Source organism: Caulobacter sp. SSI4214, from assembly GCF_012184455.1.
Lineage (GTDB): Bacteria > Pseudomonadota > Alphaproteobacteria > Caulobacterales > Caulobacteraceae > Caulobacter > Caulobacter vibrioides_E.
On the sequence record NZ_SZWJ01000025.1, the window covers coordinates 21,727 to 39,767 of the forward strand.

23 protein-coding genes and 1 pseudogene are annotated in these 18,041 nt (G+C 67.9%); 12 read left to right on the top strand and 12 right to left on the bottom strand.

Annotated elements, in window-relative coordinates; all coding sequences use genetic code 11:
• The first annotated feature begins 13 nt into the window (after positions 1-13).
• Together FCU40_RS09725 and FCU40_RS09730 are read left to right on the top strand one after the other, a co-directional pair.
• Positions 14-349 (top strand): proton-translocating transhydrogenase family protein, encoded by a 336-nt coding sequence (locus tag FCU40_RS09725; RefSeq protein ID WP_004616388.1) that lies wholly within the window; start codon positions 14-16, stop codon positions 347-349.
• A 28-nt stretch (positions 350-377) separates the two neighbouring features.
• On the top strand, positions 378-1,796 hold the full coding sequence (locus tag FCU40_RS09730; RefSeq protein ID WP_004616386.1) for an NAD(P)(+) transhydrogenase (Re/Si-specific) subunit beta: 1,419 nt from the start codon (positions 378-380) through the stop codon (positions 1,794-1,796).
• 58 nt (positions 1,797-1,854) lie between these two features.
• Here the strand turns inward: FCU40_RS09730 and FCU40_RS09735 are convergent, their stop codons facing one another.
• The 3 genes from FCU40_RS09735 to FCU40_RS09745 all read right to left on the bottom strand — a co-directional run bounded on the left by FCU40_RS09735 (position 1,855) and on the right by FCU40_RS09745 (position 2,882).
• Positions 1,855-2,136, bottom strand: coding sequence for a DUF2442 domain-containing protein (locus FCU40_RS09735; protein WP_168074627.1), 282 nt, complete (start codon positions 2,134-2,136; stop codon positions 1,855-1,857).
• Complete coding sequence (locus FCU40_RS09740) at positions 2,133-2,399, bottom strand: DUF4160 domain-containing protein (protein ID WP_168074629.1); 267 nt, start codon at positions 2,397-2,399, stop codon at positions 2,133-2,135. The genes FCU40_RS09735 and FCU40_RS09740 overlap by 4 nt, the downstream gene beginning before the upstream one ends.
• A 129-nt stretch (positions 2,400-2,528) precedes the next feature.
• Complete coding sequence (locus tag FCU40_RS09745) at positions 2,529-2,882, bottom strand: UrcA family protein (RefSeq protein ID WP_168074631.1); 354 nt, start codon at positions 2,880-2,882, stop codon at positions 2,529-2,531.
• A 334-nt stretch (positions 2,883-3,216) separates the two neighbouring features.
• Between FCU40_RS09745 and FCU40_RS09750 the strand changes: the two genes are divergently transcribed.
• Complete coding sequence (locus FCU40_RS09750; RefSeq protein WP_168074633.1) at positions 3,217-3,990, top strand: M23 family metallopeptidase; 774 nt, start codon at positions 3,217-3,219, stop codon at positions 3,988-3,990.
• Positions 3,991-4,272: 282 nt separating this feature from the next.
• Complete coding sequence (locus FCU40_RS09755) at positions 4,273-5,226, top strand: alpha/beta fold hydrolase (protein WP_004616376.1); 954 nt, start codon at positions 4,273-4,275, stop codon at positions 5,224-5,226.
• Between the two features lie 74 nt (positions 5,227-5,300).
• Here the strand turns inward: FCU40_RS09755 and rpsU are convergent, their stop codons facing one another.
• Positions 5,301-5,534 (bottom strand): 30S ribosomal protein S21, encoded by a 234-nt coding sequence (gene rpsU / locus FCU40_RS09760; RefSeq protein WP_081612876.1) that lies wholly within the window; start codon positions 5,532-5,534, stop codon positions 5,301-5,303.
• Positions 5,535-5,714: 180 nt separating this feature from the next.
• Between rpsU and FCU40_RS09765 the strand changes: the two genes are divergently transcribed.
• Positions 5,715-6,395 carry a COQ9 family protein gene (locus tag FCU40_RS09765; RefSeq protein ID WP_168074635.1) on the top strand — a complete coding sequence of 227 codons (681 nt, stop codon included), beginning with the start codon at positions 5,715-5,717 and terminating at the stop codon, positions 6,393-6,395.
• A gap of 38 nt (positions 6,396-6,433) precedes the next feature.
• On the opposite strand, the gene FCU40_RS09770 is transcribed toward FCU40_RS09765, so the two are convergent.
• Entirely contained in the window at positions 6,434-6,943 is a 510-nt protein-coding gene (locus FCU40_RS09770) for a DUF1465 family protein (RefSeq protein ID WP_004616370.1), read from the bottom strand.
• 180 nt (positions 6,944-7,123) lie between these two features.
• Positions 7,124-7,330 carry a DUF1192 family protein gene (locus FCU40_RS09775; RefSeq protein ID WP_004616368.1) on the bottom strand — a complete coding sequence of 69 codons (207 nt, stop codon included), beginning with the start codon at positions 7,328-7,330 and terminating at the stop codon, positions 7,124-7,126.
• Between the two features lie 75 nt (positions 7,331-7,405).
• Here FCU40_RS09775 and FCU40_RS09780 point away from each other — a divergent pair, with 75 nt between their 5' ends.
• Positions 7,406-8,389 carry an NAD(P)H-quinone oxidoreductase gene (locus FCU40_RS09780; RefSeq protein ID WP_168074637.1) on the top strand — a complete coding sequence of 328 codons (984 nt, stop codon included), beginning with the start codon at positions 7,406-7,408 and terminating at the stop codon, positions 8,387-8,389.
• 35 nt (positions 8,390-8,424) lie between these two features.
• On the opposite strand, the gene FCU40_RS09785 is transcribed toward FCU40_RS09780, so the two are convergent.
• Entirely contained in the window at positions 8,425-9,141 is a 717-nt protein-coding gene (locus FCU40_RS09785; protein ID WP_168074638.1) for a hypothetical protein, read from the bottom strand.
• 300 nt (positions 9,142-9,441) lie between these two features.
• Between FCU40_RS09785 and FCU40_RS09790 the strand changes: the two genes are divergently transcribed.
• The gene (locus tag FCU40_RS09790) at positions 9,442-10,152 is read left to right on the top strand and encodes a DUF1013 domain-containing protein (protein ID WP_004616362.1); all 711 of its coding nucleotides are present in this window, start codon (positions 9,442-9,444) and stop codon (positions 10,150-10,152) included.
• Between the two features lie 204 nt (positions 10,153-10,356).
• Here FCU40_RS09790 and FCU40_RS09795 read toward each other — a convergent pair whose 3' ends face one another.
• Entirely contained in the window at positions 10,357-10,530 is a 174-nt protein-coding gene (locus tag FCU40_RS09795) for a DUF465 domain-containing protein (protein WP_004616360.1), read from the bottom strand.
• Between the two features lie 129 nt (positions 10,531-10,659).
• Between FCU40_RS09795 and FCU40_RS09800 the strand changes: the two genes are divergently transcribed.
• From FCU40_RS09800 to FCU40_RS09810, 3 genes and pseudogenes are all read left to right on the top strand, one after another.
• Complete coding sequence (locus FCU40_RS09800; protein WP_004616358.1) at positions 10,660-11,301, top strand: UbiX family flavin prenyltransferase; 642 nt, start codon at positions 10,660-10,662, stop codon at positions 11,299-11,301.
• Positions 11,285-11,768 (top strand): annotated as a pseudogene (locus tag FCU40_RS09805) (TIGR02444 family protein). Before FCU40_RS09800 ends, FCU40_RS09805 begins: the two are co-directional and overlap by 17 nt.
• Positions 11,769-11,826: 58 nt before the next feature.
• Positions 11,827-12,057: a DUF465 domain-containing protein gene (locus FCU40_RS09810; RefSeq protein WP_081612869.1), complete on the top strand. Its 231-nt coding sequence runs from the start codon at positions 11,827-11,829 to the stop codon at positions 12,055-12,057.
• 16 nt (positions 12,058-12,073) lie between these two features.
• On the opposite strand, the gene FCU40_RS09815 is transcribed toward FCU40_RS09810, so the two are convergent.
• Together FCU40_RS09815 and FCU40_RS09820 are read right to left on the bottom strand one after the other, a co-directional pair.
• Positions 12,074-12,436: a response regulator gene (locus FCU40_RS09815; RefSeq protein WP_004616352.1), complete on the bottom strand. Its 363-nt coding sequence runs from the start codon at positions 12,434-12,436 to the stop codon at positions 12,074-12,076.
• Between the two features lie 135 nt (positions 12,437-12,571).
• Positions 12,572-13,285 carry a GGDEF domain-containing protein gene (locus tag FCU40_RS09820; protein WP_004616350.1) on the bottom strand — a complete coding sequence of 238 codons (714 nt, stop codon included), beginning with the start codon at positions 13,283-13,285 and terminating at the stop codon, positions 12,572-12,574.
• A 265-nt stretch (positions 13,286-13,550) separates the two neighbouring features.
• Here FCU40_RS09820 and purE point away from each other — a divergent pair, with 265 nt between their 5' ends.
• Entirely contained in the window at positions 13,551-14,042 is a 492-nt protein-coding gene (purE, locus tag FCU40_RS09825) for a 5-(carboxyamino)imidazole ribonucleotide mutase (protein WP_004616348.1), read from the top strand.
• A 6-nt stretch (positions 14,043-14,048) separates the two neighbouring features.
• Positions 14,049-15,134 carry a 5-(carboxyamino)imidazole ribonucleotide synthase gene (locus tag FCU40_RS09830; protein WP_004616346.1) on the top strand — a complete coding sequence of 362 codons (1,086 nt, stop codon included), beginning with the start codon at positions 14,049-14,051 and terminating at the stop codon, positions 15,132-15,134.
• 52 nt (positions 15,135-15,186) lie between these two features.
• Here the strand turns inward: FCU40_RS09830 and FCU40_RS09835 are convergent, their stop codons facing one another.
• Both FCU40_RS09835 and FCU40_RS09840 read right to left on the bottom strand, forming a co-directional pair.
• Positions 15,187-17,094: a S9 family peptidase gene (locus tag FCU40_RS09835; RefSeq protein WP_168074640.1), complete on the bottom strand. Its 1,908-nt coding sequence runs from the start codon at positions 17,092-17,094 to the stop codon at positions 15,187-15,189.
• A gap of 100 nt (positions 17,095-17,194) precedes the next feature.
• Positions 17,195-17,974: a hypothetical protein gene (locus FCU40_RS09840; protein ID WP_004616343.1), complete on the bottom strand. Its 780-nt coding sequence runs from the start codon at positions 17,972-17,974 to the stop codon at positions 17,195-17,197.
• Positions 17,975-18,041 lie beyond the last annotated feature (67 nt).

The following is an 18,041-nucleotide window of genomic DNA, read 5'->3' on the forward strand; positions in this document are numbered from 1 at the left end:
AAGGGAGGCTCCCATGGAAGCCGTCGACCCCACCGTGTTCCGTCTGGCGATCTTCGTGCTCGCCATCTTCGTCGGCTACTACGTCGTCTGGAGCGTGACGCCCGCGCTGCACACGCCGCTGATGGCCGTCACCAACGCCATCTCGTCGGTGATCATCGTGGGCGCCCTCCTGGCGGCGGCCGCCCACGGCGCCAATAGCGACCTGGCCGGCGGCGCGGTCGCCGGCTCGACCTGGATCTCCAAGGGCGCCGGCGCGATCGCCGCGGGCTTCGCGGCGGTCAACATCTTCGGCGGCTTCCTGGTCACCCAGCGGATGCTGGCGATGTACAAGAAGAAAGAGAAGAAGTGAGCGGGCGAGAGCAGGGGGAAATAGAACAATGAACGCCAATCTCGCCGCCATCCTGTACCTCGTCTCCGGGGTGCTCTTCATCCTCGCGCTGCGCGGGCTTTCCAGCCCCGAGACCAGCCGCAAGGGCAACACCTACGGCATGGTCGGCATGACCATCGCCGTGCTGACCACCCTGGCCACCTTGTGGGGCCAGGGGGCGCTAGACCCGGTGACCCTGGGCCTGATCATCGCCGGCGTCGCCGTCGGCGGCGGCGTGGGCGCGGTGATCGCCCGCAAGGTGCCGATGACCTCGATGCCGCAGCTGGTCGCCGCCTTCCACTCGCTGGTCGGCATGGCCGCCTGTCTGGTGGCCGTGGCCGCCATCTACACGCCCGGCGCCTATCACATCGCCCTGCCGGACGGCTCGGTGCAGCTGAAGAGCCTGATCGAGCTCTCCCTGGGTCTGGCGATCGGCGCGATCACCTTCACCGGCTCGGTCATCGCCTTCGCCAAGCTGAACGGCAACATGGGCGGCGCGCCGATCCTGCTGCCGGCCCGTCACCTGCTGAACATCCTGATCGCGGCCGCGATCGTAGCGCTGATCGTGGTGCTGGTGGTCAGCGGCGGCCACGCCATCTGGGCCTTCTGGGGAATCTTCGCCCTGAGCCTTCTGATCGGCGTCACCCTGATCATCCCGATCGGCGGCGCCGACATGCCGGTCGTGGTGTCGATGCTGAACAGCTATTCCGGCTGGGCGGCGGCGGCCCTGGGCTTCACGCTGGAGAACACCACCCTGATCATCACCGGCGCCCTGGTCGGCTCGTCGGGCGCGATCCTGTCCTACATCATGTGCAAGGGCATGAACCGCAGCTTCGTCTCTGTGATCCTGGGCGGCTTCGGCGCCGACGCGGCGGCCGCCGGCGCGGGCGGCAAGGTCGAGACGCGCCCGGTCAAGCAGGGCTCGGCCGACGACGCGGCCTTCATCATGAAGAACGCCAGCAAGGTCATCATCGTCCCGGGCTACGGCATGGCCGTCTCCCAGGCCCAGCACGCCCTGCGCGAAATGGCCGACAAGCTGAAGGAAGAGGGCGTCGAGGTGAAGTACGCCATCCACCCCGTCGCGGGCCGGATGCCGGGCCACATGAACGTGCTGCTGGCCGAGGCCAATGTCCCCTACGACGAGGTCTTCGAGCTGGAAGACATCAACAGCGAGTTCTCGACGGCCGACGTGGCCTTCGTGATCGGCGCCAATGACGTCACCAATCCGGCGGCCAAGACCGACCCCACCAGCGCCATCTTCGGGATGCCGATCCTGGACGTCGAGAAGGCCCGCACGGTGCTGTTCGTCAAGCGCGGGATGTCCTCGGGCTATGCCGGCGTGGAGAACGAGCTGTTCTTCAAGGACAACACGATGATGCTGTTCGCCGACGCCAAGAAGATGGTCGAGGGCATCGTGAAGGGGCTGTAGGGCTCGTTCTGGAGCGAAACGCCGAAGGCCCTGGCGGAAACGCCGGGGCCTTTTTCGTTCAGGCCGCCGCGCCCTTGGTGTGAAGTGCTCCGGCGGCCTCGAGTTTCATGCGGATGTTGCTAGGGTCGGCATCGTAGCCGTTTGGCCAGGTCGGGGCGCCTTCCTCCAGGACGACGCGGGCGAAGAAGGTTTCGTCGTGCAGGGGGAGCGCCATCTCGCCCCGGGACGTTTTGATGTCGCTGAAGTCGAATACGCCGAACGAACCGTCCGAGAAGGCGATGTCGAGCTTGTAGCCCGGAACGGCCTTAACGCGCACAGCCTTGACGAGCTTGATGGTCACGGTTGGTCCAGTCCCTGGATCCGGAACGTCGGACGGTCATTGTACGCCCGATCCCAATTGTCCGCCAATTCAACTTGATGGGCCCGAATCCAGCGAACCACCTGGATTTTTTGAGGGCGAGGTAGCTGCCCCTCTAGGACCTCACAGGTTCGAATGTCGAACATGGCCTCATATTCTTGATACTCGGCATGCAGATGAGGCGGGTTGTGATCGCTGAAATAGATCCGGATGACGATGCCGAAGAAGGTCGAAATAATCGGCACGCGATGTCTCGTCGTTGAAATCAACCTATAAGAGATTTATAGCGCCGACGCAATCCCAAATAAACAGAGGCCCCAGGGATCGCCTGGGGCCTCTGTCGCGGGGTGCGGGGAGGTGGAGAGTCTTCGCGATCACTTGGCGGCGAACTCGGAGGCTTGGCTGCGGGCGGCCGCGGCGAGCGCCTGTTGTTGGGCGGCCGGCAGTTGACGATCGATTTCGCGACGGACGGAGGCGCGGCAGTCGAACATCGTCGTGGCCAGGTTGCCGGTGTCCAGCTTCTGTTGGCACAGCTGTTGGCCGGCGGCTTCGACGCGGGCCTTGAAGATCTTGGCTTGGGTCGGGTTGGCCAGGTTCAGGTCGCCGAAGGCGACGCGGGCGACCGGTTCGCGGGGGGCGGCGCTGGCGGCTTGGGTCAGGCCAAGGGCCGGGACGGCGGCCAGGGTCAGGCTGGCGACGGTGGCGATACGGGTGACGAACTTGCGCATTTTGAAGTATCCCTCTGGTTGGGCGCTGTTCCGTGCGCCGATGAATACTGTGTATTCCCAAGCATTGGCGAAGTCCCGTTACACCTCATTCATGACGTGTAATTAAGAGAATGACGTCCATTTAATATATGAACGTTCCGTAATCTGTGACGAATACATGTCGGTCCGCGCGGATTGACGGCGTGGTGAACGAATGGTTAAGCCGCGCCCCGCTTTCGCCCCATAGCGGGGAGATAGACCGCCCTCGATTCATCATCCCGAAAGCTGGGCCGTGAGAGGAGCTCGTCCGAGCGCGCGGTTCTCTCGCCTGGCCTAACGACGAAGAGGTAGCGGTTTGCCCCCCAAGAGCCTGGCGCTTCAGTCCACGTCCCTGCGCGTCGCCTTCATCACGGCCCTCGGCGTTGCGGCCATGGCCGGCGCCTTGAACGGGGCCTTGATGCTGGGCCAGTGGGTCGCCCAGATGGAGATGCGCCCGACGCTCGCGCCCGCCCCGGCGCCCGTCGAGGAGGCCGAGGCGACGCCGCCCCCACCGCCGGCCTTCCGCTTCGACGCGCCCTTGCCGGGGCGCGTGATCAACTCGCCGTTCGGTCTGCGCCAACTGCCCTGGGAAGAGAACGGCCGTCTGCACGAGGGCGTCGACATCGCCGCCCCCAGCGGCGCGGCCGTCAAGGCGGCCGCCGACGGCGTGGTGATCCGCACGGGGATCAGTTCCTCTTACGGCCGCTTCGTCGAGGTCGTGCACAAGGGCGGCCTGACCAGCCTGTACGCCCACCTGTCGGCCCAGGCCAAGGGCGTCCGTCGCGGCGCCTATCTGCATCGCGGCGACGTGCTGGCCTATGTCGGCAACACCGGCCACTCCACCGGACCGCACCTGCATTTCGAGATCCGTCAGGGCAAGAAGCCGCTGAACCCCAGCTTCTTCCTGGGACAGAGCTTCGCCAAGGCCGACGACCTGCCGCTCAAGGCCGCCGCCAAGGTCTCGCGCAAGGTGCGCCGGGCCACCGTGTCGACCTGGCCCCAGGGCGTCGGCGCCAAGCCTGGGGCGATCAAGGTCGCGCATCCAAGGAACGGCCGTGTCCGCGCGCGGATCGCCGTGCAGGCCGGCTAGAGCCTTTAGCCTGAAATCGGAATCGATTTCAGGCGTTAAAAAGGCTCTAAATCAGATGTTTAGAGCGTGAGATAAGCTGAAACCGGTTCCCACTTTCAGCCTCACGCTCTAGAGCATTTTCCGATAGGTGTGAAACGGTTATCGGTCGAAAAATGCTCTGAACTTTTGATTTAGAGCCCTTTTATCCGATCAGATTGGATCAATCGGATCGGAAGGGCTCTAAAGCTCCGACGACGGCGCGACCTTGCTCGACGCGTCACAAACCGCCACTACATTGACGGCATGATCCAGTTCCTCGGTCGCGGCGCCGCCGGCTTCGCGCTTCTCGTCGTCTCCTACATCGCCGTCGGCGGGCTGATGAGCGCCGCGGGGGCGCCCAAGCCTCGGGGGCGGATGGTCGAGATCGAGCCGGGACGTTCGCTGCGACTGGTCTGCGAAGGGCCCAAGAGCGATCGCCCCGTGGTCTGGCTGGAGGCGGGGGCGTTCGGCTTCGCCGCCGACTGGGGCGCGACCCAGGAAGCCCTGACCGGCGCCGGCTGGCGGTCCTGCGCCTATGATCGGGCCGGCATGGGCTATTCCCCGCCCGGCCCCAGCCCTCGCGACGGCCTGGCCATCGTCTCCGACTTCGAGAAGCTGATCGCCGCCTCGGACGAGCCGGGCCCCTACATCCTGGTCGGCCACTCGATGGCCGGCCTGCGGCTGCGCGAGTTCGCCGGGCGTAATCCCGACAAGGTCGCGGGCCTGGTCCTGGTCGACGCCGCGACGCCGGAAGCCGCCCAGGATCCCCGGATCCGCAATTTCATCGAGGTCTTCGCCAGCGTCTCGAAATGGGCCGCGCGCGGGGCCGCCCTGGGGCTTTACAAGCCGCTGATCCACACGCGCTTGGGCGACAAGATCGACCTGCCGCCGGCCGCCAAGGCCGAGAAGGGCTGGGCCTTCGCCAATGCGCGTCACAACCGCACGGCGGCCGACGAGGTGGCGCTGTGGCCCCAGGCCTCGGCCCAGGCCGGCGCCCAGCCGCCCTACGATCCCAAGTGGCCGGTGGCCGTGGTCACCGCCGGCCCGGTGAAGGGGCGGGAGGCGTTCAAGGCGCTGCAATCGGCCCCCGCCCAGGCGTCCCAGCACGGCCTGGTCGATCACGTCGAGGCCGCCACCCACACCCTGCTGATCGGCCGCCGCTTCGCCGACCATATCGTGCGCGCGGTCGCCTTCGTGGCCGACGCGGCCAAGGGCTGAACCCCGGAAACGACGAAAGCCGCGCGGATCGCCGCGCGGCTTTCGAAATCTTCAGCGAAGAAAGACGCCTGGTCTTACCGGCTGGCCTTCTTCGGCATCGGCAGCAGGCCTTCGCGCTGAGCGCGCTTGCGGGCCAGCTTGCGAGCGCGACGGACGGCTTCGGCCTTCTGGCGAGCGCGCTTTTCCGACGGCTTTTCGTAGTGCACGTGCCGCTTCATTTCGCGGAACGAGCCTTCGCGTTGCATCTTCTTCTTCAGGGCCTTCAGGGCCTGATCGACGTTGTTGTCGCGGACGAAAATCTGGACCAGGGGTATCTCTCCATTCGACAGCCCGACCAATTTCCCAAGTCCCTCTTGAGGGGCCGGGCGGGCGAACAAAACCAGCAGCCCGGAAGGGGTGCTTCCAGGCGATGAGGCGGGGCTGATAGCAGAGCGGACGGCGTCTGTCCATGCGCGACGCGGCCTAAACACCGGTGTAGACTCGGATTCATGAGCCAGACCGTCGACCCCTCCCTCCAAGTTTCCGGTCCGCCCGCCGCCTCGTGGGCCGACTCGGCCGAGCAGCGCGTGCTGGACGAGGCCCTGCGCCTGGCGCCGCGAACCGGCTGGAACACGGCCCTGGTCGCCCGCGCCCTGGCGGCGGCCGGCCTTTCAGAGGCCGAAGGCCAGCTGCTGCTGCCCGAGGGGCCGCGCGACCTGGCCGCCCTTTTGTCGCGGCGCCATAACGCGGCGGCTCTGGAACGTCTCGCGGCCCTGGACGTCGCGGCCCTGAAGATTCGCCAACGGATCCGGGAAGGCGTCGTCGCCCGACTCGACGCGGCCGCCCAGAACGCCGACGTGCTGCGCCCTCTGGCCGTCTTCCTGGCCTTCCCGACCAACCTGGCCCTGGCCGTCCGCCTGACCTGGGACTCGGCCGACGCGCTCTGGCGCTGGGCCGGCGACACCGCCACCGACGAGAATCACTATTCGAAGCGGGCCATCCTGTCGGGGATCCTCGTGTCGACCCTGGCCGTCGACCTGGCCTCGGGCCGCGCCTCGGCGCTGTCGCACCTGGACGCCCGCATCGACAACGTCATGGCCTTCGAGAAGTGGAAGGCGGGCCTGAAGCCGATGGACCTAGCCACCGAGGTGGTCTCGGCCCTGGCTCGGATGCGGTACGGGAAGGCGTAAAGCTCCCTCTCTCTCGAAGAGATGGGCTGCTCTGAAACCTACCCCCCAAACGCCGCCGTCAGGCGGTCGAAGTGGGCTTGCACCGGGCGGGGGGCTTCCTCGTGCGGGGCCTCGACATACATGCGGCGGTCCAGGTGGCGGACGCGTTCGTAGAGGCGCTCGGAGCGGGTCAAGAGGTTGGTCAGGCCGAAGGGCAGTTCCTCCACGGCCGGCGTCTCGGCGGCGGCTTCCTCGCCCAGGCGGTAGCTTTCGGCGCAGGCGGCTTCCGGCGGCATCTCGCCTTCGCGGACGGCGCGCTGGACCAGCAGCCACGAGGCCACCTGCATCAGGCGAGTGGTCAGGCGCATGCTCTCGGCGGCGTAGCCCAGGGCGGCGTTGCGGGACAGGATCTTGCTGTCATGGCGACCGGCCCCGTCGAGATAGGCGGCGGTCTCCTCGACCAGCTGCATGCCTTCCTCGAACGTGCGGTCGAACAGTTCCGATCGCGCGAAGTCCTGGATCACTCCAGCGCGCCAAGGCGTGTCCGCGAACGCGTTCACTTCGGTCATAGCTACTCAATGCCCCTCGAAAGGCCGCGAGGACGCCTCGCTCGGCGACGTAACTGCAACGCCCGTGCCAGAACCCACCGTCCCGTTGCGACCCACCCCTTCGAACCGACCATACTCAAGGCGGCTAAAGCGGATTGCGCTTAAGACGCCAGTAACCTCACCGAAACCTTAAAAGAACCGTTAGTCCAGGCGGCCAAACAGCGCATTGGCCGCGTCTCGGCCGGCTTTTTTCTTGGCCAGCTGGGCCTTGGTGCGTTCGATTTCGGCCTGCAGGGTCAGGATCCGCTGCTCCAATTCCGAGACGCCGTAGACCTCCAGGTCCTCGTGGGTCGTCTCGCCTAGGGCGCGTCCGCTGAAGGCGCGGGGTTCCGCAGGCTCCTCGAACATCGGCTTTTCTCCTTTTCCGTCGGATATCTGACGCCTACCTAGGCTCCAAGGCAAGCATCACGAGGAAAGCCGGCCATGAGCCAGACGATGACGGCCATCGAGATCGAGGGCGGCAAGGGACCCGCCGAGGCGCTGAGGGCGGTCGAGGTCCAACGGCCCGAACCGGGGCCGGGCCAGGCGCTCATCAAGGTCGCCGCCGCCGGCGTCAACCGTCCGGATCTGCTGCAGCGTCTGGGCTTCTATCCCCCGCCGCCGGGCGCGCCGACGACCCTGGGCCTGGAGGTGGCGGGCGAGGTCGTGGCCCTCGGCGAGGGCGCGGGACGCTGGCGGGTCGGCGACAAGGTCTGCGCCCTGCTGGGCGGGGGCGGCTATGCCGAATACGCCGTCGTCGACGCCCGCCACGCCCTGCCGATCCCGGGCGCGCTGGACCTGGTTCACGCCGCGGCCCTGCCCGAAACGGTGTTCACCGTCTTCGCCAATGTGTTCGAGCATGGCGCCCTCAAGGCCGGCGAGACCCTGGTGGTCCATGGTGGAACGTCCGGAATCGGAACAACGGCGATCGCCATGGCCAAGGCGGCCGGCGCCAAGGTCATCGCCACCGGGCGCGGTCCCGACAAGAAGGCCAAGGCGCTCGCGCTGGGCGCCGACATCGCCATCGACGCCAAGGCCGAGGACTTCGCCGAGGTCGTCAAGGCGGCCGGCGGCGCCGACGTGGTGCTGGACATGGTCGGGGCCAGCTATTTCGACCAGAACCTCGACGCCCTGAAGACGGGCGGCCGCATCGTCTACATCGCCAGCCTGGGCGGCGCGACGCTGGAGGTCCCGGTGATGAAGATCATGCAGAAGCGGGCGGTGATCACCGGCTCGACCCTGCGGCCCCGCTCGGCCGATGAAAAGGCCCGACTGGCCGCCGAGGTCGAGCGCGTGGTCTGGCCGTGGATCGCGGCGGGCAAGGTTCGCCCCCTGATCGACGCCACCTTCCCGCTGGTCGACGCGGCCAAGGCCCACGCGCACCTCGAGGCCGGGGAGCACGTGGGCAAGGTGGTGCTGGCGGTTTAGAGCCCCTTCATCCGAAGCTAAAGGGCGTCAAGGCCTCAGAGGGCGGCGATCGCCGCCCACACCGCCGGCTTGACGGTGTCGGTCGCCGTATAGAAGTGCAGCTCCGACACGTGGTTGGCGGCGGCCGCGGCGGCGTAGGCGTTGATCTCGGCCGGCTTGGCGAAGGCGATCTCGCCCGCCATGGGCTTGATCCGTTCCAACTTTCCGCCGGCCGCCTTCCAGAACTTGAGGGCCTGGGCGTAGTTGTCGGCCGGGTCGCCGTGGCCGACCACGCCGACTTCGACCCGCCAATAGGCCTGTGGCAGCAGTACGGTGGCGTGCTGGAAGAACTCGGCCCAGGGCAGGTTCTTGTGCTGAGCCTTGCCCCGATAGTGCGAGGTGACGCCATAAGGCTTGCCGGCGGCCGCGTTGGCGATGGTCTGGCTGAACTTCGCCGCCAGCGGCCCCAGGCCCGGGAGATCCCAGTCGTAGGGCTTGCCCTTCTCGCCTTCGGGATCGACGTAGTAGCCGTCCAGCCCCTTGCCGAAGAGCGCCACGGCCTTGGCCGCCTCTTTCATGGCCGCGTCTTCCTTGGCCGATGGCCAGCGCCAGCCATAGACCTTGATGTTCTTGGCGTGGAACGCGGTGATCGCCGCGTCTAGGTCGTTGTCGGTGCGGATGGCGACACCCGTCACCTTGGCGGCGGACGCCTCGGCCACGAAGTCGCTCAGCTTGTCGTAGTTCACGACCCAGAGAATCTTGTCGAAAGCCATCGAAACCCCCTTTCTGGTGGAATGCTCAGCTTATAACAACTCATAGGAGTATTCCATGGAAACACTCGGGGCCTTGGCGCCGTCGTCGGGTGGCGGACGGGATCCGACGGCTTCGGCGACCGCGGCGACGCGGCCGAGCGCGCCGCGCCGCCAGACGCGGAAATCTGAAGTCACTGACGGCTCAATGGAATTGGCGGGAATCCCGCGCTTCCCCGTTCCCTTTTTTCGAGAACCGCATTATAGCGATGACAATACCCCGCCCGGCCGAAAGGCCGGGCGCCGTCATTTCTGGAGGACCGCATGTCCGACATCCTGATGCCCAAGGCGACCGCCGTCTGGTTGGTGGACAACACCTCGCTCAGCTTCGAGCAGATCGCCGACTTCTGCGGCCTGCACCCGCTGGAAGTGCGCGGCATCGCCGATGGCGAGGTGGCGCGCGACATCCGGGGCGCCGATCCGATCGGCAACGGCCAGCTGACCCGCGAGGAGCTGGACCGCGCCCAGGCCAATCCCGACTATCGGATGAAGGCCCAGGTCAGCCGCCACGCCGAGCTCTTGAAGCCGGCCAAGAAGGCTCCGCGCTACACGCCCGTGTCGCGCCGTCAGGACCGTCCGGACGCCATCGCCTGGTTCCTGCGCCACCACCCCGAAGTGACCGACGCTCAGATCTCCAAGATCCTGGGCACGACCAAGGCCACGATCGAGCAGGTTCGCGCCCGCACGCACTGGAACGCGGCCAACATCAAGCCGGTCGATCCCGTGACCCTGGGCCTCGTCGGCCAGCTGGAGCTGGACGCCCTGGTCAAGAAGGCCGCCGAGAAGAAGGCCAAGGACGACGCCAAGCGCGGCATCGTGCCGGAAGACCCGACCCTGCGTCCCGCCTCGGAAGCCGGCCAGTTCGAGCCGGAGGTCGAGGAAGAGGAAGATTTCCGCGCGCCGCGCGGCGACATCAAGGCCGAGGACGTGTTCGGCAAGTCGACCGGCTATGTCGACGAGGAAGACGAAGAGTAGGATAGTCCGATTTCCCCCGGCGAACGCCGGGGCCCAGCCCGAGAGGTTTGGGTTGATCGGATGAACTCAGAGCTTCTGGGACCCGCCCAAACGCCCTTCCACCTGGGCCCCGGCATTCGCCGGGGAGAACGGTGTGGGGGGTGAAATAACAAAGGCCCCGCTCCTTGCCGGAGCGGGGCCTCTCGTTTTTCGGCTGCTTAGCAGCTAGTGCATTCGCGATCGAAGGCCTTCGATCTCTTCCTTCAGCCTAAGCTTCTGACGCTTCAGCTCTCTGAGCAGCGTCGCGTCGTAACCGGGTCGATTGGTCTCCTCCTGGATCTTGCGATCGAGGTTCTCGTGACGGGACCCAAGCTCGCGGATACGGGATTCGATGGCCATGGCTCTCGGCTCCTTGCTGTTGGAGACAAAAGTGAACACCCGCTGCGCGACGCTGTCAGATCACATATGATTGCAACGGGCTCCGCTTGACGCGGGCGCTTTTGCTCCCATGACGGACGAACATTCACCATGACCGACGTTTCGAAAACCGTTGATCGCCCAAGGGAACCGGCGCGGTTGACGGTCGGGATCACGGGCGCCTCGGGCGTGGTCTATGGCCTGCGGACGCTGGATGCGCTGCGCGAACTGGGCGTCGAGAGTCACCTCGTCCTGTCCAAATCGGCGGCGTTGACGCTCGCCCAGGAAGCAGATCTGACGGTCGCCGAGGTCAACGCCAAGGCCGACGTGGTCCACCGCGCCGCCGACGTGGGCGCCTCGATCGCCTCGGGTTCGTTCCGCACGCTCGGCATGATCGTCGCGCCGTGCTCGGTGCGGACGATGAGCGAAATCGCCACCGGCGTGACGTCCTCGCTGCTGACCCGCGCCGCCGACGTCACCCTGAAGGAACGGCGGACCCTGGTGTTGATGGTGCGCGAGACGCCGCTGCATCTGGGCCACCTGCGGACCCTGACCAAGCTGGCCGAGATGGGGGCGGTGATCGCGCCGCCGCTGCCGGCCTTCTACGCCAAGCCGGCCTCGATCGCCGAGATGGTCGACCAGTCGGTGGGCCGGGCGCTGGATCTGTTCGACCTTTCCTGGCGGCCGGTGAAGCGCTGGGGCGAGGACCTGCCGACCCTGGCCGGCAAGGGCGATACTGGGGGCGAGGGTTAACGCCGATGCGGTTCTGGGACTGGGCCGTGGCGGCCTATGCGCGTCAACCTGTCGCGGCGGCGTGCCTGAACCTGCAGGACGGCCACGGCCAGAATGTGCCCTGGCTTCTCTGGGCCGCCTGGATGGCGGGGGAGGGGCGCTCCGCGCCGCTGAGCGAGGCCGCCCGGCTGATGCGCCAGTGGGACGCCGAGATCGGCGCGCCCCTGCGCGGCGTGCGCCGGGCGCTGAAGCCCCCGCGTCCCCCGATCGAAGACACGGCCAAGGACGCCTTTCGCGAGACGGTGAAGGCCGTCGAACTCCACGGCGAACGCGTGCTGATGGAGGGGCTGGAGGCGCTGAGCGGTCCGCCGGGCGCGCCCCTGCCGATCCTGGACGGCCTGATCGCCGCCGCCGAGGCCTCGGGCGACCCGCCCCGCCGCGCCGCCCTGGAGCGGCTGGCGACCGCCCTCGAGACCGCTGACGCCTGACCGCCTTTACCGGTCGTCAGCCTTTCCTATCTATCCTGCGAGACGGGGCCCACCTGAGATGACGTCCATGAACGACGATGATCCGTCGGAAGACACCGACATCGCGATCGAACGTCGCCTCGCCGACCTGCGCGAGGAGCACAAGGATCTGGACGACGCCATCCAGGCCCTGGAAGAACGCTACCAGCCCGACATGCTGCAGATCGCCCGCCTGAAGCGGAAGAAGCTGGCGTTGAAGGACGAGATCATCCGGCTGGAGGATCTCCTGACGCCGGACATTATAGCCTAGCGATACTGCAGCCTGGTCACGCCGCCGCGCGGCGGGCCTCCATCGCGCGGACGGTCCGCAGCAGGCCGCCGGGCGTGATCGGCTTTTCCAGACGCGCGTCGGCGTGCTGGTCGGTCTTCAGGAGACGCGCGTTGACGCCCGAGGCCATCAGGGTCAGGGCCTGGGGCCGACGCGCGCGGACGGCGGTGACGAGGTCGCCGCCGTTCATGCGCGGCATGACGTGATCGGTGATGACCAGATCCGGCGCGAAGGCGTCCAGGGCCTCGAAGGCCTCCTGACCATCCCGGCACAGCAGAACCTCGAAACCGGCCTCGGTCAGGGTGATCTCGTAGATCATCGAGAGGACCGGATCATCCTCGGCGACCAGAATACGCTGCATTCGTCCCGCGCCCAGCTGTCTTCACCGTTTCTAAAGACCTGTTAACGCGCGGCGAGGATGCGAGTCGCCGTGCGATAAGGTCGCATAACCGGCGGTTGATAAGCAAAAAGGGTAAACGAAAGGAAGAAGTTTCGTTCAGGCGGACTTGCGCTTCTTCAGGAACATGGCCGCATCGGCTTCGGTCAGGGCCACTTCCGGATCGGCGCCGGGCTCGATCTCGCGCACGCCCCAGGAGACGTGCAGCGGGGCCGACCATTCGCCGAACTGCACCGGCTGGTCGCGGATGGCGTCGGCCAGGCTCTGGGCCTTGCTGACGGCGGTTTCCTTGTCGGCCTGGGCCAGCAGCACGGCGAACTCGTCGCCGCCCATGCGGCCCACCAGGTCGCTCTCGCGGACATTGGCCTGCAGGCGCTTGGCCACGGCCCTCAGGGCCTCGTCGCCCGCGGCGTGGCCGAAGCGGTCGTTGACGCTCTTGAAGTTGTCGAGGTCGAAGAACACCACGCTGGCCGGCGAGCCGTAGCGCTGGGCGAACGAGGCCACGCGCTTCATCTCGCGCAGGAAAGCCCGGCGGTTCAGCACCGGCGCCAGCACGTCCATGTCGGCCAGGTTCTGGGCTTCGTTGAGGCGCAGCTTGAGCATCGCGACCTCGCCGCGCAGGTCCTCGATCTCGGTCATCAAGGTCTTGAGCGCCTCGACGACCTTGGGCGTCATGTCGGCTTCGGACAGGCCCAGGAAGGCGGCGCTGTCGGGCGCGGCGACTTCGCGAGCGACGACCTGCGCCCCCGCGCGCGCCAGGGCCCGCTTGCGGATGGCGGCGAAAGGTTCGGTCCGGGCGCCGGTAATCTTCATGGGCCTTGCGAGAATCGATATTGCACAGCTGCCTTATGGTTAACGGGAACCGTGTTCGACGCAATCGGTCGCGCCCATAAGCCGCAGGCGCATAAGGCCGCGGCGCGACTTATGGGCGACTTTTGACGTTTTGGGCTTGCGCGAAGGGGGCGGACGCGCATACGGGGCGGCTTTCATTCGCCGTCCGGGGTCTGTCGAAAGGGGCGGGCCCCGGTTCGAAAAGCCAGGCGCGGCTTTCGCCTCACGCGCCCAAGGGACGACGCCGATGACCGCCGCCACCCCGCCTGTCGCCATCATCATGGGCAGCCGCTCGGACTGGCCGACCCTGAAGGGCGCCGCCGATGCGCTGGACGGCCTGGGCGTGGCCTGGGAGGCCAAGGTGGTTTCGGCCCATCGCACGCCCCAGCGCCTGTTCGACTTCGCCACCGGCGCGGAAAAGGCCGGCTACAAGGTGATCATCGCCGGGGCCGGCGGCGCGGCGCACCTGCCGGGCATGGCCGCCGCGATGACCAACCTGCCGGTGCTGGGCGTTCCGGTGCAATCCAAGGCGCTGAGCGGGCTGGATTCCCTGCTGTCGATCGTGCAGATGCCGGGCGGCGTCCCGGTGGCGACCCTGGCGATCGGCGAGGCCGGGGCCAAGAACGCCGGCCTGCTGGCCGCCCAGATCCTGGCCCTGTCGGACGCGGCGCTGGCCCAGCGCCTGGCCGCGTTCCGCGCCGCCCAGACCGACAGCGTCGCCGAGAGCGTCGAGGACTAACAGACGATGCCTTCCTTCCCCCTCGTTCCCGGTTCGACCATCGGCATCCTCGGCGGGGGACAACTGGGACGGATGCTGGCCCTGGCCGCCGCGCGTCTGGGCTTCGACGTCGTTATCCAGGACCCGGAGGAGAACGCGCCGGCCGGCCGCGTCGCCGCCCGCCAGATCGTGGCGGCCTATGACGATCGCTGGGCGCTGAAGCGTCTGGCCGAGGCCTGCGACGTCGTCACCTACGAGTTCGAGAACGTCCCGGCCGACACCGTGTCGGAGCTGACCACCCTGGGCGCGGTGGTCTCGCCCGGCGCCAAGGCCCTGGCGGCCGCCCAGGACCGCGTGGCCGAGAAGACCTTCCTGGCCGAGATCGGCGTGCCGACCGTGGCCTTCGCCCCGGTCCACGACAGCGAGAGCCTGGCGGAGGCCGTGGCCCGGATCGGCGCGCCGTCGCTGCTGAAGACGCGCCGCGAAGGCTATGACGGCAAGGGCCAGGCCTGGATCCAGAAGGCGACCGACGCCGAGGCCGCCTTCGACCGGATCGGCCGTCAGGCGGCGATCCTCGAGGCGCCCGCCGACTTCGGCCGCGAGCTGTCGGTGATCGCCGCGCGCGGCCGCGATGGCGAGATCGCCTGCTATCCGGTCAGCGAGAACCACCACGAGGGCGGCGTCCTGCGCCGCACCGTCGCGCCGGCCAAGATCACCCCCGCCACCCGCGACCAGGCCGAGGCCATCGCCGCCAAGATCCTGACCGCGCTGGACTATGTGGGCGTCATCGGCGTGGAGCTGTTCGAGCTGGCGGGCGGCAAGCTGCTGGTCAACGAGTTCGCGCCCCGCGTCCACAACACCGGCCACTGGACCCAGGACGGCTGCGAGGTCGACCAGTTCGAGCAGCATATCCGGGCCGTCGCCGGCTGGCCGCTGGGGCCGACCGCGCCGCACCACCATGTCGAGATGACCAACCTGCTGGGCGCGGACGTCGACGCCTGGAAGAAGCTGGCCGCCGAACCCGAGACCCGCGTCCATCTCTACGGCAAGGGCGAGGCCCGCCCCGGCCGCAAGATGGGCCATGTGAACCGCCTGCGGCCGCTGCGGGACTGATCCAAGCCCAAACAAAGGGCCTCCCCCGCCTCGCGGGGGAGGATCCGCCGCCCTACTTTCCCAGATACTTGTCGAACCAGCCGACGATCCGGTTGCTGAGATCGGTCTTGTGCTCGGCCTTGCGGATGCCGTGGCCCTCGTCGGCGTAGATGACCAGCGAGGTCGGGACGCCCATGGCCTTCAGGCCGTGCCAGAACTCCAGCGACTGGGCCGGCGGGCATTCGACGTCGCGCTCGCCGACATAGATGAAGGTAGGTGTCTTGGCGGCCTTGATCGAGCGGATCGGCGACAGCTGGTCGTAGATCGCCGGGTCGTTGTAGGCGGTGTCGCCGAAGAACGGGACCATCCATTGGTCGATGCCGTTCTGGCCGTAATAGCTGATCCAGTTGGCGATGCCGGCGCCGGCCACGGCGGCCTTGAAGCGCTGGCTGTGGGTCACGGTCCACATCGTCATGTAGCCGCCGTAGCTGTGGCCATAGACGCCCAAGCGCTTGTCGTCGATCGGGGCGATCTTCTCGACCGCGTCGACGCCGGCCAGGATGTCGCGCAGGTCGCCGCCGCCGAAGTCGCGGCGGTTCGAGGCCTTGAACGCCTCGCCCTGGCCGAAGCTGCCGCGCGGATTGGGCTGGAAGACGTAGTAGCCGGCCTTCAGCAGGTCATAGACATAGCCGCTGGTCCCGAACCGGGCCGTCACCGCCGACGACGGGCCGCCGTGGACATTGACCACCATCGGATAGGTCTTGCCCGGCTCGACCTTTGTCGGGGCCAGCAGCCAGCCCTGGACGTCGAAGCCGTCGTTCTTCCAGGTGACGCTCTTGCCCGAATAGATCGCCGCGGCGGCGTCGTTGTCGTGCGTGACCGGCTTCATCGCGTCCGGCGCGCCCAGGCGCACCTGGGCGGCCTGGGTGAACGACTCGACGACCGCCGCGGCCGTCTTGCCGCTCGGATCGAAGGCCACGCGGCCGTCGCCGGCGGCGTAGGAAACCTCGCCCCGCGCCAGAACCGTGACCTTGGCGCCGCCGGCCGGATCGATGCGGGCGATGGCGCTGTCGCCGCCCAGCACGGCCGAGGCCATCGGGCCCTTGGCGGTCCAGGCCAGGCTGGTGAACGTGCCCTTGTAGCCCTGGGTGAGGTTGGTGGGGGTCCCGCCGGCCATCGGCACGGTCCAGACGTCGCCGCCGACCGCGCCGAAGTCGCTCATCAGCCCGCCGATGAAGGCCACGGTCTTGCCGTCGGGCGACACGCGCGGGGCGTTCAGCTGCATCTTGGGCGCGGCGATCACGCGGGCCTGGCCGTCCAGGCCGTAGGCGCGCAGGCTGGCGATCCACCAGTTGTTGTCGCCGTCGCCCTCGGCCGCCGTGGCCACGAAGCCCTTGGCGTCGGGCGTCCAGTCGTACTCGTAGACGAAGACATTGTCGGGCGAGACGAACTTCAGCGGGCCGCCGGCCACGGGGACCACGGCGATGCGCTGCTCATCGGTCACCTCGGCCGCGCCGATCTCGCCGATCTGGCGGGCGCCGGCCTGGGTGGCGCCGGTCTCCTTGCGCGCGCCGACGGTGGCCAACAGGGCGATCGACTGGCCGTCGGGCGCCCAGCGCGGCTTGCCGGCCACGCCCTTCAGGCTGGCGGCCTCGCGAACCTTGTCGCCCTCGACGACGTACAGCGTGGCGGTCCCGCCGCCCGAGCCGATGAAGGCCAGCGCCTGACCGTTCGCCGACCAGGCCGGGGCGGCGTAGCGGCAGGTCGCGCAGGGGTCGAAGGTTCCGACGATCTCGCCCTTGGCCGAGCGGACCACGACCTTGGCGTGATGCTCGCTGGCCGCGTCCCGCGTCTCCTGGCCCTCGACGGAGGCGAAGCGCTGGCCGCCCGGCGCCAGGGCCAGGCCCTCGTAGGTATGGATCGGCGCGGACGGCGCGGCTTGCAGCGCGGCGGCCGCCGCCAGGGAGAGCAGGAACGACATTCGATCAGCCTTCGAAAAACCGGTGCGCGATAAAGCGCGCGGCCGGCTTGGCGTGCAAGTGTGTCGGAAATATTTCGGCCGCCGGCGGAACGGCCGGCGCTCAGAGATCCTTGGAGAGGATCAGCTTCAGCACCAGCTTGTCGCTGGCCTGGGTCAGGCCCCAGCCGACCCCCGCTTCGATGTCCAGGTTCGCCGCCTTGTGGTCGACGACGGCGAAGACCTGGTGGGATTGCTGGGCGCGCGGCGAGAAGCGCCGGATCTCGCCGAAGTCGCTATAGGTCTCGCCCGCCACCGTCCAGGTCTTGGACAGGTCGTAGGCCACGCGGGTGGCGGGCGCGAAGGTCATGTGCGAGACGCCGCGATAGTCGGTGTCGAGGATCGGATTGGCGATCACCGTCCAAGGGCCATGTCGCGCGCCGATGATCGGGCGGATCTCGCCGCCGGTGCGTTTTTCGGCCCAGTGGCGGCTGTTGACGCTGAACTCGAAATTGACCCCGTAGAAGAGGTCGCGGCGGTCGGCGTCGGGCGCGGCGAACAGGGCGCGCAGCTTGAAGCCGTCCAGCCGCGCGCGGCCGTTGGACTGGAGCGTGTAGAGCGGCAGATAGAGCCCGGCCTCGAACCAGGGCGTCACGCCATAGGCGAACTCGGGCACGCCGTTCAGCGTGTGGTTCGGCGCGATCCCGCCCGGAAATCCGGGAGTCCGCGCGCCGCGCGGCGTGTAGTTGTCGTGCAGGGTCAGGTTCACCACGCCGGGCGCGGCCAGACCGCCGTCATAGACCTGGATCTCGTCCGTCTGGGCCAGGGCGGAAGAGGCGCTCAGCGTGGCCAGGGCCACGAAGGCCATCGACAGGCGCGGACCGATCGGGCGCGTTCGCGACATGGGGATCTCCTGGGCGGTCTCGGCGGTCTTCGCGGGCGCGTCGAAGCTTTAGCGTCAAGTTCCCCCG

Excerpts from the sequence above, each read along its gene's own strand:
- FCU40_RS09765 (WP_168074635.1), top strand. The coding sequence starts at position 5,715 with ATGAGCCAGACCGTCGACCCCTCCCTCCAAGTTTCCGGTCCGCCCGCC.
- purE (WP_004616348.1), top strand. The coding sequence starts at position 13,551 with ATGACCGCCGCCACCCCGCCTGTCGCCATCATCATGGGCAGCCGCTCG.
- FCU40_RS09815 (WP_004616352.1), bottom strand. The coding sequence starts at position 12,436 with ATGCAGCGTATTCTGGTCGCCGAGGATGATCCGGTCCTCTCGATGATC.
- FCU40_RS09790 (WP_004616362.1), top strand. The coding sequence starts at position 9,442 with ATGTCCGACATCCTGATGCCCAAGGCGACCGCCGTCTGGTTGGTGGAC.
- FCU40_RS09770 (WP_004616370.1), bottom strand. The coding sequence starts at position 6,943 with ATGACCGAAGTGAACGCGTTCGCGGACACGCCTTGGCGCGCTGGAGTG.
- FCU40_RS09800 (WP_004616358.1), top strand. The coding sequence starts at position 10,660 with ATGACCGACGTTTCGAAAACCGTTGATCGCCCAAGGGAACCGGCGCGG.
- FCU40_RS09795 (WP_004616360.1), bottom strand. The coding sequence starts at position 10,530 with ATGGCCATCGAATCCCGTATCCGCGAGCTTGGGTCCCGTCACGAGAAC.
- FCU40_RS09780 (WP_168074637.1), top strand. The coding sequence starts at position 7,406 with ATGAGCCAGACGATGACGGCCATCGAGATCGAGGGCGGCAAGGGACCC.
- FCU40_RS09785 (WP_168074638.1), bottom strand. The coding sequence starts at position 9,141 with ATGGCTTTCGACAAGATTCTCTGGGTCGTGAACTACGACAAGCTGAGC.
- FCU40_RS09745 (WP_168074631.1), bottom strand. The coding sequence starts at position 2,882 with ATGCGCAAGTTCGTCACCCGTATCGCCACCGTCGCCAGCCTGACCCTG.
- FCU40_RS09840 (WP_004616343.1), bottom strand. The coding sequence starts at position 17,974 with ATGTCGCGAACGCGCCCGATCGGTCCGCGCCTGTCGATGGCCTTCGTG.
- FCU40_RS09775 (WP_004616368.1), bottom strand. The coding sequence starts at position 7,330 with ATGTTCGAGGAGCCTGCGGAACCCCGCGCCTTCAGCGGACGCGCCCTA.
- FCU40_RS09725 (WP_004616388.1), top strand. The coding sequence starts at position 14 with ATGGAAGCCGTCGACCCCACCGTGTTCCGTCTGGCGATCTTCGTGCTC.
- FCU40_RS09755 (WP_004616376.1), top strand. The coding sequence starts at position 4,273 with ATGATCCAGTTCCTCGGTCGCGGCGCCGCCGGCTTCGCGCTTCTCGTC.
- FCU40_RS09830 (WP_004616346.1), top strand. The coding sequence starts at position 14,049 with ATGCCTTCCTTCCCCCTCGTTCCCGGTTCGACCATCGGCATCCTCGGC.
- FCU40_RS09730 (WP_004616386.1), top strand. The coding sequence starts at position 378 with ATGAACGCCAATCTCGCCGCCATCCTGTACCTCGTCTCCGGGGTGCTC.
- FCU40_RS09835 (WP_168074640.1), bottom strand. The coding sequence starts at position 17,094 with ATGTCGTTCCTGCTCTCCCTGGCGGCGGCCGCCGCGCTGCAAGCCGCG.
- FCU40_RS09810 (WP_081612869.1), top strand. The coding sequence starts at position 11,827 with ATGACGTCCATGAACGACGATGATCCGTCGGAAGACACCGACATCGCG.
- FCU40_RS09820 (WP_004616350.1), bottom strand. The coding sequence starts at position 13,285 with ATGAAGATTACCGGCGCCCGGACCGAACCTTTCGCCGCCATCCGCAAG.